The sequence below is a fragment of the Rubrobacter sp. M3-4 genome (assembly GCF_059772285.1).
The window spans coordinates 194,929-209,095 of sequence record NZ_JCBAJP010000002.1 but is presented as its reverse complement, the minus strand read 5'-3'; the positions used below and the strand labels follow the sequence as shown (position 1 = coordinate 209,095).

The 14,167-nt window shown below is 64.5% G+C and carries 14 protein-coding genes; 9 read left to right on the top strand and 5 right to left on the bottom strand.

The annotated features are described in order from the left end of the window. Positions 1 to 71 precede the first annotated feature (71 nt). The 4 genes from AC6EKW_RS03315 (at position 72) to AC6EKW_RS03300 (ending at position 3,002) form a co-directional block, all read left to right on the top strand. Positions 72 to 1,403: a glutamine synthetase family protein gene (locus AC6EKW_RS03315; protein WP_273886958.1), complete on the top strand. Its 1,332-nt coding sequence runs from the start codon at positions 72 to 74 to the stop codon at positions 1,401 to 1,403. A gap of 182 nt (positions 1,404 to 1,585) precedes the next feature. Continuing rightward, positions 1,586 to 2,230 (top strand): MBL fold metallo-hydrolase, encoded by a 645-nt coding sequence (locus tag AC6EKW_RS03310; protein ID WP_498513698.1) that lies wholly within the window; start codon positions 1,586 to 1,588, stop codon positions 2,228 to 2,230. Further along, entirely contained in the window at positions 2,227 to 2,742 is a 516-nt protein-coding gene (locus AC6EKW_RS03305) for a MogA/MoaB family molybdenum cofactor biosynthesis protein (protein ID WP_498513697.1), read from the top strand. Before AC6EKW_RS03310 ends, AC6EKW_RS03305 begins: the two co-directional genes overlap by 4 nt. Continuing rightward, positions 2,742 to 3,002, top strand: coding sequence for a hypothetical protein (locus AC6EKW_RS03300; RefSeq protein ID WP_273846277.1), 261 nt, complete (start codon positions 2,742 to 2,744; stop codon positions 3,000 to 3,002). Before AC6EKW_RS03305 ends, AC6EKW_RS03300 begins: the two co-directional genes overlap by 1 nt. On the opposite strand, the gene argH is transcribed toward AC6EKW_RS03300, so the two are convergent. Further along, positions 2,999 to 4,396: an argininosuccinate lyase gene (gene argH / locus AC6EKW_RS03295; RefSeq protein ID WP_273886955.1), complete on the bottom strand. Its 1,398-nt coding sequence runs from the start codon at positions 4,394 to 4,396 to the stop codon at positions 2,999 to 3,001. The two genes, AC6EKW_RS03300 and argH, sit on opposite strands and share 4 nt — an antisense overlap. A 937-nt stretch (positions 4,397 to 5,333) precedes the next feature. On the opposite strand from argH, the gene AC6EKW_RS03290 reads away from it, so the two are divergent. After that, a complete protein-coding gene (locus tag AC6EKW_RS03290; protein WP_498513696.1) occupies positions 5,334 to 6,242 on the top strand; it encodes an HD-GYP domain-containing protein in 909 nt (302 codons plus the stop codon). A 26-nt stretch (positions 6,243 to 6,268) separates the two neighbouring features. Here the strand turns inward: AC6EKW_RS03290 and AC6EKW_RS03285 are convergent, their stop codons facing one another. Both AC6EKW_RS03285 and AC6EKW_RS03280 read right to left on the bottom strand, forming a co-directional pair. Further along, positions 6,269 to 6,682, bottom strand: a complete 414-nt coding sequence (locus AC6EKW_RS03285; RefSeq protein ID WP_498513695.1) for an iron-sulfur cluster assembly scaffold protein — start codon at positions 6,680 to 6,682, stop codon at positions 6,269 to 6,271. Between the two features lie 15 nt (positions 6,683 to 6,697). Beyond that, positions 6,698 to 7,573: a sulfurtransferase gene (locus AC6EKW_RS03280; RefSeq protein ID WP_273886952.1), complete on the bottom strand. Its 876-nt coding sequence runs from the start codon at positions 7,571 to 7,573 to the stop codon at positions 6,698 to 6,700. Positions 7,574 to 7,706: 133 nt separating this feature from the next. Between AC6EKW_RS03280 and cofH the strand changes: the two genes are divergently transcribed. After that, entirely contained in the window at positions 7,707 to 10,082 is a 2,376-nt protein-coding gene (gene cofH, locus AC6EKW_RS03275) for a 5-amino-6-(D-ribitylamino)uracil--L-tyrosine 4-hydroxyphenyl transferase CofH (RefSeq protein ID WP_498513694.1), read from the top strand. Positions 10,083 to 10,091: 9 nt separating this feature from the next. Beyond that, positions 10,092 to 10,532 (top strand): hypothetical protein, encoded by a 441-nt coding sequence (locus AC6EKW_RS03270; protein WP_498513693.1) that lies wholly within the window; start codon positions 10,092 to 10,094, stop codon positions 10,530 to 10,532. A 3-nt stretch (positions 10,533 to 10,535) separates the two neighbouring features. On the opposite strand, the gene AC6EKW_RS03265 is transcribed toward AC6EKW_RS03270, so the two are convergent. Beyond that, the gene (locus AC6EKW_RS03265; protein ID WP_498513752.1) at positions 10,536 to 11,153 is read right to left on the bottom strand and encodes a YesL family protein; all 618 of its coding nucleotides are present in this window, start codon (positions 11,151 to 11,153) and stop codon (positions 10,536 to 10,538) included. 119 nt (positions 11,154 to 11,272) lie between these two features. Here AC6EKW_RS03265 and AC6EKW_RS03260 point away from each other — a divergent pair, with 119 nt between their 5' ends. Next, a complete protein-coding gene (locus AC6EKW_RS03260) occupies positions 11,273 to 11,527 on the top strand; it encodes a DUF3311 domain-containing protein (protein ID WP_498513692.1) in 255 nt (84 codons plus the stop codon). A 10-nt stretch (positions 11,528 to 11,537) separates the two neighbouring features. Next, positions 11,538 to 13,112, top strand: a complete 1,575-nt coding sequence (mctP, locus tag AC6EKW_RS03255) for a monocarboxylate uptake permease MctP (RefSeq protein WP_498513691.1) — start codon at positions 11,538 to 11,540, stop codon at positions 13,110 to 13,112. On the opposite strand, the gene AC6EKW_RS03250 is transcribed toward mctP, so the two are convergent. Beyond that, positions 13,109 to 14,167 (bottom strand): TIGR03668 family PPOX class F420-dependent oxidoreductase, encoded by a 1,059-nt coding sequence (locus tag AC6EKW_RS03250; protein WP_498513690.1) that lies wholly within the window; start codon positions 14,165 to 14,167, stop codon positions 13,109 to 13,111. The two genes, mctP and AC6EKW_RS03250, sit on opposite strands and share 4 nt — an antisense overlap.

Here is a 14,167-nt window from a genome sequence, read left to right as displayed (position 1 = left end):
TATCCTTCGCCAACGGCCTCGCCTAAGATTCGTCCGTCGAATGGAAAAGTGCTCGATTCGGAGGAAAAACCATGACAGTCCAGACCCGTGAAGACGTTCTGAGGATCGCCGAGGAACGCAACGTACAGTTCATCCGGCTATGGTTCACGGACATACTGGGGACGCTCAAGAGCTTCGCGATAACCCGCGACGAGCTCGAGGACGCCCTCGACGGGGGGATGGGCTTCGACGGCTCCTCGATCACCGGCTACCAGGACATAGAAGAGTCGGACATGATCGCGATGCCCGATATCTCCACCTTCAAGATCATTCCCTGGAGCCCGCAGGACACGCCCACCGCCCGCATGATCTGCGACATACAGACCCCGGACGGCGACCCCTACGTCGGCGATCCGCGCTACGTTCTCCGGCGGGCGCTCGAGCGGGCGAAGGAGATGGGCTTCGACCACTTCTACGTCGGCCCCGAGCTGGAGTACTTCTACTTCAAGAGCCAGGACAACCCGGAGCCGCTGGACTACGGTAGCTACTTCGACCTCACCACGCTCGATGCGGCGACCGCGCTCAGGCGGGAGACGATCTTCGCGCTGCAGAGCCTGGACATCGACGTGGAATACTCGCACCACGAGGTGGGCGTCAGCCAGCACGAGATAGACCTGCGCTTCGACGACGCCCTCAAGATGGCCGACACCGTCATGACATACAAGACGGTGGTGAAGGAGATCGCCACCAACCACGGCGTCTACGCGACGTTCATGCCCAAACCCCTGCGCGACTCCAACGGATCGGGCATGCACACCCACCAGAGCCTCTTCAGCGGGGACCGCAACGCCTTCTTCGACCCCAACGACGAGTACTTCCTCTCCAAGGAGGCGAAGTCCTTCGTCGCCGGGCAGCTCAGGCACGCCCGGGAGATCAGCATAATCTTCGCTCAGTACGTCAACTCGTACAAGCGGCTGGTCCCGGGGTACGAGGCGCCGGTGTACATCGCCTGGAGCCGCCGCAACCGCTCGGCCCTGGTACGGGTTCCGCTCTACCACCCGGGCAAGGAGAAGGCGACCAGGGTCGAGATCCGCTGCCCGGATCCCGCCTCCAACATCTACCTCGTCCTGGCGGCGCTCCTGCACGCTGGGCTCGAGGGGATAGAGAAGGGCTACGAACTGCCCGAGCCGATGGAGCGGAACCTCTACCACCTCACCCCCGAGGAACGGCAGAAGCTCGGCATCAAGAGCCTGCCGGCGGATCTCGGCGAGGCGATCCGTGAGGCGGAGAACTCGGAGCTGCTCTACAAGACGCTCGGTGATCACGTGTTCAACCGCCTCTTGAACCTGAAGCGGGAGGAGTGGGAGGACTACAGGATCCAGGTAACCCCCTACGAGCTGCAGAAATTCCTTCCGATCCTCTAGAGAAACTCGTCGGACGTTTCAGACTGGGAGGGGGCTCGAGCCCCCTCCCAGTCTCTCTGCGCGGGACAGGACCGAAGCGACTGCTCTTTTACCATATAATCTACGCGGCTCGGTGACGGCGGAGAGATAGGAGGACGTTTGGTCCGCATCACGATCACCCGGCGCGTACCGGAGAGGACTCGATGATCCTGGAGAAGCTGACGGTCGGCCCCTTCCAGGAGAACTGTTACATACTGGGAGACGAGACCTCCGGCGAGGGAGTACTCTTCGACCCAGGAGACGAGGCGACCCGGATAGCGCTCGCCGTCGAGAAGACGAACCTCGAGATCTCCAAGATCGTGATAACCCACGCCCACATAGACCACGTGGGGGCGGTGGCCGCGATGGTAGACGAGTACGGCTGCCCGGTCTTGATGCACGAGGAGGCCGAGCCGATGCTCCAGCAGCTCCCAGCCCAGGCGGTCATGATGGGGCTCAGGTTCGGCAAGGTACCGCAGGTGGACGAACACATAGCCGACGGAGAGAAGGTCTCCGTCGGGAACCTCTCCTTCGAGGCGCTCTACACACCAGGACATGCCCCGGGGCACCTCTCCTTCTACTGCGAGCAGGAAGGCCTCGTCCTCTCGGGGGACGCGCTCTTCGCAGGCAGCGTGGGGCGGATCGACCTCCCCGGCGGCGACGGGCAGCTCTTGATGCGTTCGATCCAGGAGCGCCTGCTGACCCTCCCGGACGAGACGCGGGTCTACCCGGGGCACGGCCCGTCGACCACCATAGGGGACGAGAAGATCGGGAACCCTTTCCTGCAGGGAGGGGGACTGCTCCGATGAGCGAGAGCGTAAGCCGGCACCGGGAGGCGGCCCCGCAGAAGGTGAGGGTCGCCGTACTCACGATAAGCGACACCCGTACGAAGGAGACCGACACCGGCGGAGACACCATAGAGGAGCTGCTGCTGGGCGCCGGGCACGAGGTCGTGCACCGTCAGATAGTCAAAGACGAGGCGCACCAGATACGCTCGACGCTCACCAGCCTGCTCGCCCGCGCGGACGTGGACGCCGTGATCACCACGGGCGGGACCGGCATCTCGGCCCGCGACACCACCTACGAGGTCGCGAGCCGCATGATCGAGAAGAAGCTCGACGGGTTCGGGGAGATCTTCCGGATGCTCTCCTACGAGGAGGTCGGGGCGGCGGCGATCCTGAGCCGCGCCGTCGCCGGCGCCGTCGGAGCAAAATTCCTAGCCTGCCTGCCTGGCTCGCGCAACGCGGTGAAGCTCGCCACCGAGAAGCTGCTCGCACCCGAGATCGCACACGTCGTCTTCGAGCTGAGGAGGCACACCTGATGGAAGAACGCGAACCGCTCACACCGGAGACGGAGGCTCTCTGGCGCAGGCTCTGGGAGATGTGGCAGGAAAACGACGAGGACGACGTGATCCTGGACTCCTCGCGCCTGGAGGATCTCGAGGACGAGATCCCGGAGCTCGAAGGCCGCATAAAGACGGCGCTGGCCTACCTCCAGCGTGCCCGCTACATCCAGTACCGCACCGGGGTGAGCGAAGGGGAGCTCACCCCGGTCGTCTTCGACGTTTACGAGCCGCGCTAGCGCGCGGTCTTCTGCTGCAGCAGCTCCCTGGCGCGTCCCAGCTGCTCCTCGACCGAGGTCGGGGAGGTGGATCCTCGCGAGGACTTGTTCTCGACGCTGCCACGCGGCGTGAGGAGGTGTCCGGGGAATTCCCCGAGCGCTGCGTGAAAAGAAGCCAGCTCCTCAGGGGTCAGCTCCTGCAGCGAGAGACCCCGCTCCTCGCAGCGGCGCACGATCCCACCGACCACACGATGCGCCTCCCTGAAGGGAACCCCGCGAGCGGCGAGAAAGTCCGCGAGCTCGGTCGCGAGCGCGAACCCGCCGGCGGCCTCCTGCATCCGCCCGGCGTCGAAGCGCGCGGTCCGCAGCATCTCAGGCAGCACCCGCAGCATCGCGAGCACGCTATCCACGGCGTCGAAGATGGGCTCCTTGTCCTCCTGCAGATCCTTTGAGTAGCCGAGCGGGAGCCCCTTCAGCACGACGAGCAGGGCGTTCAAATCCCCGATCAGGCGCCCGGCCTTCCCGCGCATGAGCTCGTAGGCGTCGGGGTTCTTCTTCTGCGGCATGATGGAGGAGCCCGAGGAGTAGGCGTCGTCGAGCGTGGCGAAGGCGAACTCCTGGCTGGTCCAGAGCACCCACTCCTCGCCGAGGCGGGAGAGGTGCACCCCGAGCACCGCGCAGGCGTACAGCAGGTCGAGGGCGAAATCCCGCTCGGAGACGGCGTCGAGGGAGTTCAAGAGCGGCTCCATCCCGAGCTCCCGGGCGGTCAGCCCGGGATCGATCCGGTGCGGGGTGCCCCCGAGCGCGGCGGCCCCGAGGGGCGAACGGCCCGCCGCCTCCCGGGCGGCCTCCAGGCGCCGAAGATCCCGGGAAAACGCCCAGAAGTGCGCGAGCAGGTGGTGCGGGAGCAGAATGGGCTGGGCCCGCTGCAGGTGGGTGTAGCCGGGGAGCATTGTGTCTTTCTCCCTCTCGGCCACCTCGACGAGGGCCGCCATCGCTTCCAGCAGGCCGCGGATCATCTCTTCCGCCGCATCCCGGCAGAAGAGATGCAGATCGAGGGCCACCTGGTCGTTGCGGCTGCGCCCGGTGTGCAGTTTGAGCGCGACGTCGCCCACGAGCTCCCGCAGCCTGCGCTCTACGGCGGTGTGCACGTCTTCATCCTCTATGGACCAGGAAAACTCCCCCCTCTCGAACTCGCTCATCACCTCCTCGAGACCCCGCACCAGAACCTCCGCCTCCTCCCGGTCCAGTATCCCCCTCTCGCCCAGCATCCGGGCGTGGGCGATGGAGCCCCGGATGTCGTACGGCGCGAGCCGCACGTCGAAAGGAATGGACGCGTTGATCCTCTGGAAAGCCTCAGCCGGACTCTTCCCGAACCTCCCGCCCCAAAGCGGGCTTCTCTTCTCCTCGCTCATGAGCCGCAGTTTATCCCAAAGGGCGACCACAAATGGGCCGATCAGCCCTGTATGACGCTTTGTATGCCTGTTAGCCTTCCATCTGGTCAAACCGGTAGAATAATGTTCGTAAAAGTGCAAACGTGGATAGAAGGGGGGTGAAACAACATGCAGAACGCTCAGTGGCGCCTCAACGCCTGGTAGACGACCGGCCTCACAGTAATCGTTGGATAAAACCACCCAAGCTTAAAGGAGGTGCAAAATGCGGAAAGTTCAGCTTCGTCTCAACGCTTGGTAGTTCAAATAACAAAACCAAGCGGTTAAAAACCGGAATGGAATCGGGGTAGCTCTAGACGCAGAGCATTTGGTGCTTTATGATGTCTGTTTGTGAATGAAGCATCAAAGTTTCTGTGGGAGGATGGGAGTGCCTGAAAATCAGGCCAGGCCCCGAGCTACCCGTTGGTATATTTACGGTTTGGTTGCTGTTTCAATGGCTGCCTTGGGTGGCTGGGTCTATGACTACAATGTCACCTTTAATTGGGCAAGCATTTTGATCAGTGGAATACTCGCGGCAGTGAGTGTAGTCTCCTTGCGGCTGCCAGTGAGTTTCAACTTTGGCAAATCCACGTTTGACGCCGTTGATGTTGCGATCTTAGTTATGCTCGTTCTGGGTGGTCCCTTCTACGCACTATTAGTTGCTATACCTGCAATGTACTACAAAGATCGCCTGCGTATGCTGTTTAACGCTTCATCGCTTACGCTGGAGATCTTGGCCGCAGGATGCGTGTTCAACTTCTTTTCAAAACCTTTGCTTTTCAATCCGAGTCTTGACGATTCGATTGTGTACGGCGTAATCGGAGCAGGTTTCACACTATATACCGTGAATGCTTTGGTTGGCTCTACTCTACTTTGGATAAAGTACGAAACTTCAGCCACGCGGCTTTTCCTAGATATCGTCTTGCCGCTCGTACCCGCTGGTGTAGTCTCTATTCTCACCACCTTTGCCACCTCCTACGCGGCGATCAGGCTCGGGCCCGTGGCGGCGATAACGCTCTTTGGCGGCGCGGCACTCTCGCTGGGACTGATGAGCTTCACCGTAAAGCGTCAGCAGAGGCTCGCGGAGCTGGAGGAGGAGAACGGTCAGCTCAGGGAGAGGACCGGCGAGCTGGAGCGCAGCCTCTCCGAATCGCACCTGGACTTCGCGTGGCGGCTTCTCGAGAGCCTGGGACGCAGGGACGGGTACACCGCGAGGCACGCGGCGGCCGCGGCGGTGTACGCAACGGACCTCGCGGAAGAGTTCCGGATGGATGACAGGACCGCTTCCAGGCTCCGGGTGGCGGCGCTTTTGCAGGACGTGGGGATGGTCTCGGTGCCCGAGGAGGTCAGTGTCGCGCCACCGGAGAGGCTGAACGAGCTCGGCAGAGAGAAGCTCGAATCGCACCCGGAGGAATCGGAGAGGATCCTCTCTGGAATACCGGGGATGGATGCAGCAGCGAAATGGGTGAGGTGGCACCACGAGCGGGTGGATGGAACAGGCTACCCGGATGGGCTGCGTGGAGAATGGCTACCGCTCGAAGCCAGGATACTCGCGGTGGCCTCGCACTACGCCTCGCTGGTTCTGGAGCGCAGAAATTCTCCGGCGCTCGATCCCTCCGAGGCACGCCGGGAGATCATCGCGCTCTCCGGTCGGGCCTTCGATCCTCTGGTGGTGAGGACGCTGCTCAGGGTTCTGGATCAGAACGGCGAAGATTACGCCTCCGCCACCGGAGAGCGCTTCGCGGGTGCGCTCTCTGATATGGATGGCGGCCCCATCGAGAAACACGGGGGTCTCAGGGTGATCGGAGGTGGCAAAACCCCGGCCTCCTGAGGGGGCTGGCCGGTCCATCCCACGCCTCAGCTCACCCGACTGCTTCGTCTGGCTTCTTCCTCCCGATACTTCCTTATGGCGGCCTTGAGGGTGCTCAGGCCTAGTGTGGCGTTGCGGGTTCTGCTCCCCACCACGTCCCGACCGACGCGGTCTATGAACTCGTCGTAGTCGAGCGCGAGCACCTGGTCCATGGTGAGGCGTTCGCGCATCACGAGGTCGAGCGCCATGCTGGTCGCGCCCATGCTGATCGTATCTCCCTCGCCGGTGAACGAGAGCGCCTCTATCTCGCCCTCACCCCCTCCCTTGAGGTAGATGACGACCGATCCCCCGCACTCCGGGCTGCCACCGGGCACCGCGACGTCGGCGTCGGGGAGAACCCCCTTGTAACGGGGGTTCTCCCTGTGGTCGACGAGAGCTTTTATGCGGCCGTTGCGGTCCAACGCGCTCGCGCGGGGCTAACGCTCTATGGGCGCTCTGACGGCATTGCCCCACTCAGTCCAGGACCCGTCGTAGTTCCTCACCCGCTCGTAGCCGAGCAGATACTTGAGCACGAACCAAGTGTGAGAAGAGCGCTCCCCTATCCTGCAGTACGCTATCACGTCGTCTCCTGAGCTGAGGTGAGCCTCTCCCTCGTAGATCTCCCTGAGCTCCTGCGCGCTCTTGAAGGTACCATCGTCCCGCACGGCCCTCGCCCACGGTACGTTCGCCGCTCCGGGGATGTGTCCTCCCCTCAAGGCTCCCTCCTGCGGGTAGTCGGGCATGTGCAAAAGCTCCCCCTTGTACTCCCCGGGGCTCCTGACGTCCACAAGCGGCCTGCCCGCCTTCACGTGCTCTTCGACCTCGGCTTTGAAAGCCCTTATCTTCGTGTCATCCCTCTTCGGGGTGGGATAGTCAGCTCTGGGGAAGGTGGGCACCTCCTGGGTCATCTCCCTGCCCTCGTCCTCCCACTTCTTCCTTCCCCCGTCCATTATCGCCGTGTTGGTGTGCCCGAAGAGCTCGAAGACCCACAGCGCATAGGTCGCCCACCAGTTGTTCTTGTCACCGTAGAAGATCACCCTGGTCTCGGGTGTGATCCCCTTCTCGCTCATCAGCGAGGCGAATTTCTCCGGATCGAGGTAGTCGCGGATGAGGGGATCGTTGAGGTCCTCGACCCAGTCTATCTTCACCGCGTTTGGGATGTGCCCCACCTCGTAGAGGAGCACGTCCTCGTCGCTCTCTACGATGCGCACGTTCTCGGTGTCGGAGAGGTGATCCGCCACCCACTGGGTGGTGACCAGCTTCTCCGGATGGGCGTAGCCCTTCTCGCGTATCTGCTCTTCGACCTCGGCCATCTTTCTCGAATTCCTCCTTCTTCCATTTAGCGATCCGTGCAGGTCCCATTGTAGAACATATCCCGATAAATTTTGTCGGATATGGGGAGAGTCGATGTAAGGGTGGAGGCTCCGGGTTTATACTGCCCAAACCATGGAGGAGATTCACGTATACAGGGAGCTACTGGAGAGAGCGGCGGAGGCCTCGCTCGAGGCAGAAGAGGCCAGGGTGCTGGCGCGAATGGCCGTGGAGGATCCCGAGCCCGCGATGGCAGCGGCGGGGCGGGTACGAGACCGGGCGTACGGTCCGCGGATCTCGTACTCGCGCAAGGTCTTCATCCCGCTGACCAGGCTGTGCCGGGACAACTGCGGCTACTGCACCTTCGCCCATCCACCGCGTAAGGGAGAGAGGGCCTACCTCACGCCGGAGGAGGTGCTCGAGATAGCCCGGGATGGGGCCGAAGCCGGGTGCAAGGAGGCGCTCTTCACGCTCGGGGACAAGCCGGAGAAACGCTATCCTGAGGCCCGACGCGAGCTCAGGGAGATGGGCTTCGAGACGACCGTGGAGTACCTGGCGCACTGCTGCGGGCTGGTGGCCGAAGAGACCGGGCTCCTGCCGCACGCCAACCCCGGCGTGCTCTCGGAGGAGGACGTACGGCTGCTGCGAGGGGTGGCCGTCTCGCAGGGGATCATGCTGGAGGAGGTCTCGGGGAGGCTGCTGGGCCGGGGCATGGCTCACTGGGCCTCGCCGGACAAAGTGCCCGAGAGACGGCTCGAGACGCTCGAGGCGGCGGGGAGGCTCGCGGTGCCCTTCACGACCGGGCTCCTCGTCGGGATCGGGGAGAGCCCCGAGGAGCGGGCGGAGACTCTGCTCGCGATCCGCGAGGTGCACGAGCGCTACGGGCACATCCAGGAGTGCATCGTGCAGAACTTCCGGGCCAAGCCGGGGACCAGGATGCAAGACGCACCCGAGCCTTCTGAGAAGGAGATGCTCGCGGCGATAGCGCTCGCCCGGCTCATCCTGCCGCCCGAAGTCACGGTGCAGGCCCCGCCGAACCTGGCCGACGACGAGGCCGGGTACCTGAGGTACATAGACGCCGGGATCAACGACTGGGGAGGCGTCTCCCCCGTCACCCCCGACCACGTCAACCCCGAGCGGCCCTGGCCGCACCTCGAAGAACTCGAACGGGCCACCGGTAGCAAGGGATATCTGCTCCTCGAGCGGCTCGCGGTCCACCCACGCTACGCGCTTGAGGCGGAGCGGTGGGTTGACGAGGCCCTGAGGCCGAAGGTCCTCGCCGGGATGGACGCCGAGGGCTTCGCGCGCGTGGAGAGCTGGGCCCCGGGCAAGGACGAGCCGGTGCCGGAGAGGACGCTCGAGGAGATGAGAGGCCGGAGGCCCTCCCGGATGCGCCCCGAGTTCGTCGCCGCTCTCGCCGGGGCCGGGGAGAGGGATCTGGACGAGGAGGAGATAGCGCTGCTCTTCACCGCCCGCGGTCGGGAGCTGGCGGAGCTGTGCCGGGTTGCGGACGAGCTCAGGCGGGAGGTCAACGGGGACGTGGTCACCTACGTGGTGAACCGCAACATCAACTACACCAACCAGTGCTACTTCCGCTGCCGCTTCTGCGCCTTCTCCAAAGGACCGAAGTCGCTCAATCTGCGCGGCGAGCCCTACCTGATGGATGCCGGGGAGGTCGCGCGCAGGGCACGCGAGGCCTGGGAGCGGGGGGCGACCGAGGTCACGATGGTCGGGGGGATACACGGCAGGTTCACCGGCCAGAACTACCTGGACTACCTGCGGGCGGTGAAGGACGAGGTACCCGGGATGCACGTCCACGCCTTCACGCCGCTCGAGGTGTGGCAGGGGGCGCACACTCTGGGCATCTCGGTCGATGAGTTTCTGGTGCGGCTGAAGGAGGCCGGTCTCGCCACACTCCCCGGTACGGCGGCCGAGATCCTGGACGACGAGATACGCAGGATCATCTGCCCGGACAAGATCAACACCGCCCAGTGGGCGGAGGTGATGCGCAAGGCGCACGCGATCGGGCTGCGCTCTACCTCGACGATCATGTTCGGCCACGTCGACGGGCCGGTGAACTGGGCCCGCCACCTGCTGGTCCTGCGCGAGATACAGGCCGAGACGGGTGGGTTCACCGAGTTCATCCCGCTCCCGTTCGTGCACATGGCGACGCCCCTCTTCCTGCAGGGCCGCTCGCGGAGGGGCCCGACCTTCGCCGAGACGGTGAAGATGCACGCGGTCGGCAGGATCGCGCTGCACGGCTACATAGACAACGTGCAGGTCTCCTGGGTCAAGCTGGGTGTCGAGGGGGCGAAGGCGTGCCTCGAGGCAGGGTGCAACGACCTCGGCGGCACGCTCATGAACGAGAGCATCTCGCGCTCGGCCGGGGCGAGCCACGGGCAGGAGATGCTCCCGGAGGAGATGGAACGCATGATCCGGGAGATCGGACGCATCCCGCGCCAGCGCAACACGCTCTACGGCGAGCCCGAACGTCACGTGAAGGCGTCATGAGGAGGCGTCGTGGGCCGCTTCAGGAGGTTTTTGAGGAGGTTCTCGGGGGGTGATGAAGAGGGTCGGGGAAGCTCCCACCTGGGAGGCCTCACCGACGAAGAGCTCGAGAGGATAGGCACCGAGGAGGATCCCCTCGCGGACTACGAGGAGGCCCTCCGGCGCAACTTCGAGGCGATGGAGGCCGAGGGGCGGGGTGACGTGGAGCGGGCCATTTTGCTCTACGAGCAGAACGTCGCGGAGCGCTTCGTCGAGAGCCATCCCTACGAGAGGCTCGCCATGATCTACGAGCGCCGGCGGCGGTACGCCGAGGCCCTGCGGGTGACCGAGAGCTTCATCGAACTCGCACGGAGCGGGACGATGCCGCGCGGCGCGCAGAGGTCCGCCGACCGCAGGCTCGCTGGCTTCGAGGAACGGGCCGAACGCTACCGCAGGATGCTCGGTTCGGGGTGAAGCTCAGCGGTCTTCCCCATCCCGTCCCCTGATCCGCTCCACCTTCTCGAAGGTCCTCTCGCAGAGCCGGTAGACCAGGTAGGAGCCGACGCTACCCGAGACGAATATGGAGAGCGGGAAGAAGACGAACGCGGCGGCGGCGAGGATCAGCACCAGCAGGCAGGCGAGGGTCACCAGAGGACCGGTCATCGAGAAGAGGAGCGCGTTCCTTATCACGAGTGACCAGCGGGCCTCGAAGTTGACGATGACCGGGAAGATGTAGACCAGCGTGAAGACGTACAGGAAACAGACTACGAAGAGGACGACGTAGAGGATCTCGCTTACCGGGGATCCCATCCCGCGCACCACGGCGAAGTCGACCGCGAGGATGACCCCGACCAGCGCCCAGAGAAAGCCGATCCAGGTACTCTGACGGAAGTTCTCCCGGAAGAACGAGAAGAAGGAGCCGGTCACCCCGGGCTCCCTCCCCTTCACCCACTCCCGCACCACGCCGAACATCGCCGCCGTGGAGGCCGGAAACGTGATGACCAGGGTGCTGCAGACCAGCCAGAGCAGGTTCAGATAGAGAAAGTTGGCGCAAACCTCGAGCGCCCGGTACCATCTGCTCTCCAGCATGTTCATGCTCACACAGGCTACCTTTCAACCGGCGGCTCCACCACCCCCGGACGGCGTTCATTTGACAAAGATCTCCCGAAGTGGATAAAGTACGCGCGTTGGTGGGGTGCGGTGCCGGTTCATCCATGCGCTGCATACACGAATCTTTTGCAGAGAAGGGGGTCGATCTGGTGCGCAACGGACGTCCAAGAAGCGAGAACCGCGACAAACGCTGGTGGAATCTGTTGCTCCTATTACCATTCCTTGGTCTCCTGTTCCCGCAGCTGTACGCTTCGGATGCGCCACGGCTGTTCGGCTGGCCGTTCTTCTACTGGTACCAGTTCGTCTGGCTGTTCATAACGGCGGCCATCGTGACCACGGTATACCGGGCGACACGCTAGGGGGTCTGCAATGCCGCACACCTTCGACCCGGTCGCGCTGACGGTCTTCGCGATACTCTTCCTGCTGGTCACGGTGGTGGGGTTCGTCGCCGCCCGCTGGCGCAGGGGAGACCTCGGGCTGCTGAGCGAGTGGGGGCTGGGTGGCCGACGCTTCGGGACATGGGTGACGTGGTTTCTGGTCGGCGGGGACATCTACACCGCCTACACGTTCATCGCGGTGCCGGCGCTGGTCTACGGCGCGGGCTCGACGGGCTTCTTCGCCGTTCCCTACACGATCCTGGTCTTCCCGATCCTGTTCTTCATCTTCCCCCGGCTGTGGTCGGTGGCGAAGAAGCGCGACTACATAACCCCGGCGGACTTCGTCCGGGGACGTTACGGCAGCGGGCTCCTGGCGCTCATCGTGGCGTTCACCGGCATACTCGCTACGATGCCCTACATAGCGCTGCAGCTCGTCGGGCTGCAGGCGGTCATCGCGGCGATGGGCATCGGCGGCAGCAGCTCCGCCCTCGTCAACGACCTGCCGCTCATCATCGCCTTTATCATCCTCGCCCTCTACACCTACCAGAGCGGGCTGCGGGCCCCGGCGCTCGTGGCGGTCGTGAAGGACCTCACGATCTACATCACCGTGATCGTGATGGTCATCTACATCCCGTACAGGCTCGGGGGCTTCGGACACATCTTCGACGCGGCGGCCGCCGAGCTGCCCAAGCACAACCCGCCGGGCACCCTGATCCCCAGTGCCTACAGCGGCTACTCCTCGCTGGCGTTGGGCTCGGCGTTCGCGCTCTTTCTGTACCCGCACGCGCTCACAGGCGTCTTCAGCGCCAACTCGGGTAACGCGATCCGGCGTAACGCCACCCTGCTCACGGCCTACTCGATAGCGCTGGCGATCATCGCGCTCTTCGGGTACATGGCCATCGCGGCGAACCTGAAGCTCTCGAGCCCGAACTTCGCCGTTCCGGACCTGGTGCTCAAGTTCTTCCCCTCGTGGTTCGCCGGGTTCGCCTTCGCGGCGGTTGGGATCGGAGCGCTGGTCCCGGCCGCGATCATGTCGATAGCCGCGGCGAACCTGTTCACGCGCAACATCTACCGCGAGTACTTCAGGCGTAACATCTCCGACCGGGAGGAGTCGCAGGTCGCCAAGATCGTCTCGCTGATCGTCAAGGCCGGGGCGCTGGCGTTCGTCATCGGCATCCCGACACAGTACTCGATCAACCTGCAGCTCCTCGGGGGTATCTGGATCCTGCAGACGCTCCCGGCGGTTGTCCTCGGGCTCTACACCCGATGGTTCCACCGTTGGGCTCTCGCCCTCGGCTGGCTGGTCGGGATGGCGGCCGGCACCGCTATGGCGGTCTCGCAGGGGTTCTCCTCGATCTACCCGCTCTCGATCGGGGGCTTCAGCCTCTCGGCCTACGCCGGGCTCTACGCTCTGGTCGCCAACCTGGTGGCGAGCGTGGTGCTCACGCTGGCTTTCCGGGCGCTCGGTGCCCCAGAAGGCGAGGACGAGACCGTTCCGAGAGATTACAGCGACCTGGAAGTGGCAAGGGAAGGTGGGAAAGAGCCCGCGGAGGGCCTGGCCCACTAGAGATCCCGGAAGATCACGAGCTCATCGAGCGCTTTTCTCGTACGCCGCCGGGGTGGATCCCCGGCGGCGTACCCGAAGGTCAAGAGGGCGTGCGGGAGGAGGGATTCCTCCAGACCCAGCGCTTCCCTGACCGCTCCGGGTGAGAAGAGCGGAGCGCAGATCCAACCGCCGTCCAGCCCGAGGTCGTAAGCTGCGAGCAGCATGTTCTGCGCGGCCGCGCCGAGCGACTGCACGGCCATCGTGGTCTCGCACCGCTGTCTCTCGGGATCGGGATAGCGGTCGAGCTCCTCCAGGTACAGACACAGGAGCACGAGCACGGGGGCACCGAGCAGCCGTCTCTTGGAACCCTCGAGCCTCCTCTCGACCACCTCGGGTCCCTGCCCGTCCATCTCGAGCGCCCGCCGCCACTCCTCCCCCATCGCCTCGGCGAGCCGCCGCTTCGTCTCCTCCTTCCTCAGTAGAGCGAAGCGCCAGGGCTGCCTGCCGTGCGGGGAGGGGGCCCAGCGTCCGGCCTCGAGCACCTCCTCCACCATCCACCCGGGGACCCCCTTGTCCAGGTAGCGTCGCACCGAGCGTCGACCGCGCAGGGCGTCGATGAGGTGTCCATCCTCCGGCGGCTCATCCAGAGCACCCCAGGACGAGACCCGCTCGGGAACGATCCGGATGACGGGGTTGTCCTCTATCCTCATGCGCTCGTACTGGTGGTATTTGCCGCGCAGCAGGCGGATGGCGGCAGCATGTTCTTCGGCCCCGGGTTCGACGAGCCCGGCTTTCCCACGCACCATGACGTACGCGAGCAGGCTCCAGTCTTCGTCGTAGCGGTCGGCGACGAGCGCGACCCGCGGGTTCTGCAGGATGTTTTTGACCCGCTTGAGGCGGGTTGGGGGGACCTCCTTCGGTTTTTCGTCCAGCGCGATGTAGATGTGCTCCCCGTCGAAGGCGAAGCAGACCGGGACGGCGTGCGGGGCGCCGCGCGCGTCGGCGGTCGCGAGACGCGCCACCCGCCGACGCACGAGGAAGGCGGCTGCTTCGGCGGTGAGAACGGCCGGGCTCAT

Excerpts from the sequence above, each read along its gene's own strand:
- AC6EKW_RS03315 (WP_273886958.1), top strand. The coding sequence starts at position 72 with ATGACAGTCCAGACCCGTGAAGACGTTCTGAGGATCGCCGAGGAACGC.
- AC6EKW_RS03310 (WP_498513698.1), top strand. The coding sequence starts at position 1,586 with ATGATCCTGGAGAAGCTGACGGTCGGCCCCTTCCAGGAGAACTGTTAC.
- AC6EKW_RS03305 (WP_498513697.1), top strand. The coding sequence starts at position 2,227 with ATGAGCGAGAGCGTAAGCCGGCACCGGGAGGCGGCCCCGCAGAAGGTG.
- AC6EKW_RS03300 (WP_273846277.1), top strand. The coding sequence starts at position 2,742 with ATGGAAGAACGCGAACCGCTCACACCGGAGACGGAGGCTCTCTGGCGC.
- argH (WP_273886955.1), bottom strand. The coding sequence starts at position 4,396 with ATGAGCGAGGAGAAGAGAAGCCCGCTTTGGGGCGGGAGGTTCGGGAAG.
- AC6EKW_RS03280 (WP_273886952.1), bottom strand. The coding sequence starts at position 7,573 with ATGGCCGAGGTCGAAGAGCAGATACGCGAGAAGGGCTACGCCCATCCG.
- cofH (WP_498513694.1), top strand. The coding sequence starts at position 7,707 with ATGGAGGAGATTCACGTATACAGGGAGCTACTGGAGAGAGCGGCGGAG.
- AC6EKW_RS03265 (WP_498513752.1), bottom strand. The coding sequence starts at position 11,153 with ATGAACATGCTGGAGAGCAGATGGTACCGGGCGCTCGAGGTTTGCGCC.
- AC6EKW_RS03260 (WP_498513692.1), top strand. The coding sequence starts at position 11,273 with ATGCGCTGCATACACGAATCTTTTGCAGAGAAGGGGGTCGATCTGGTG.
- mctP (WP_498513691.1), top strand. The coding sequence starts at position 11,538 with ATGCCGCACACCTTCGACCCGGTCGCGCTGACGGTCTTCGCGATACTC.
- AC6EKW_RS03250 (WP_498513690.1), bottom strand. The coding sequence starts at position 14,167 with ATGAGCCCGGCCGTTCTCACCGCCGAAGCAGCCGCCTTCCTCGTGCGT.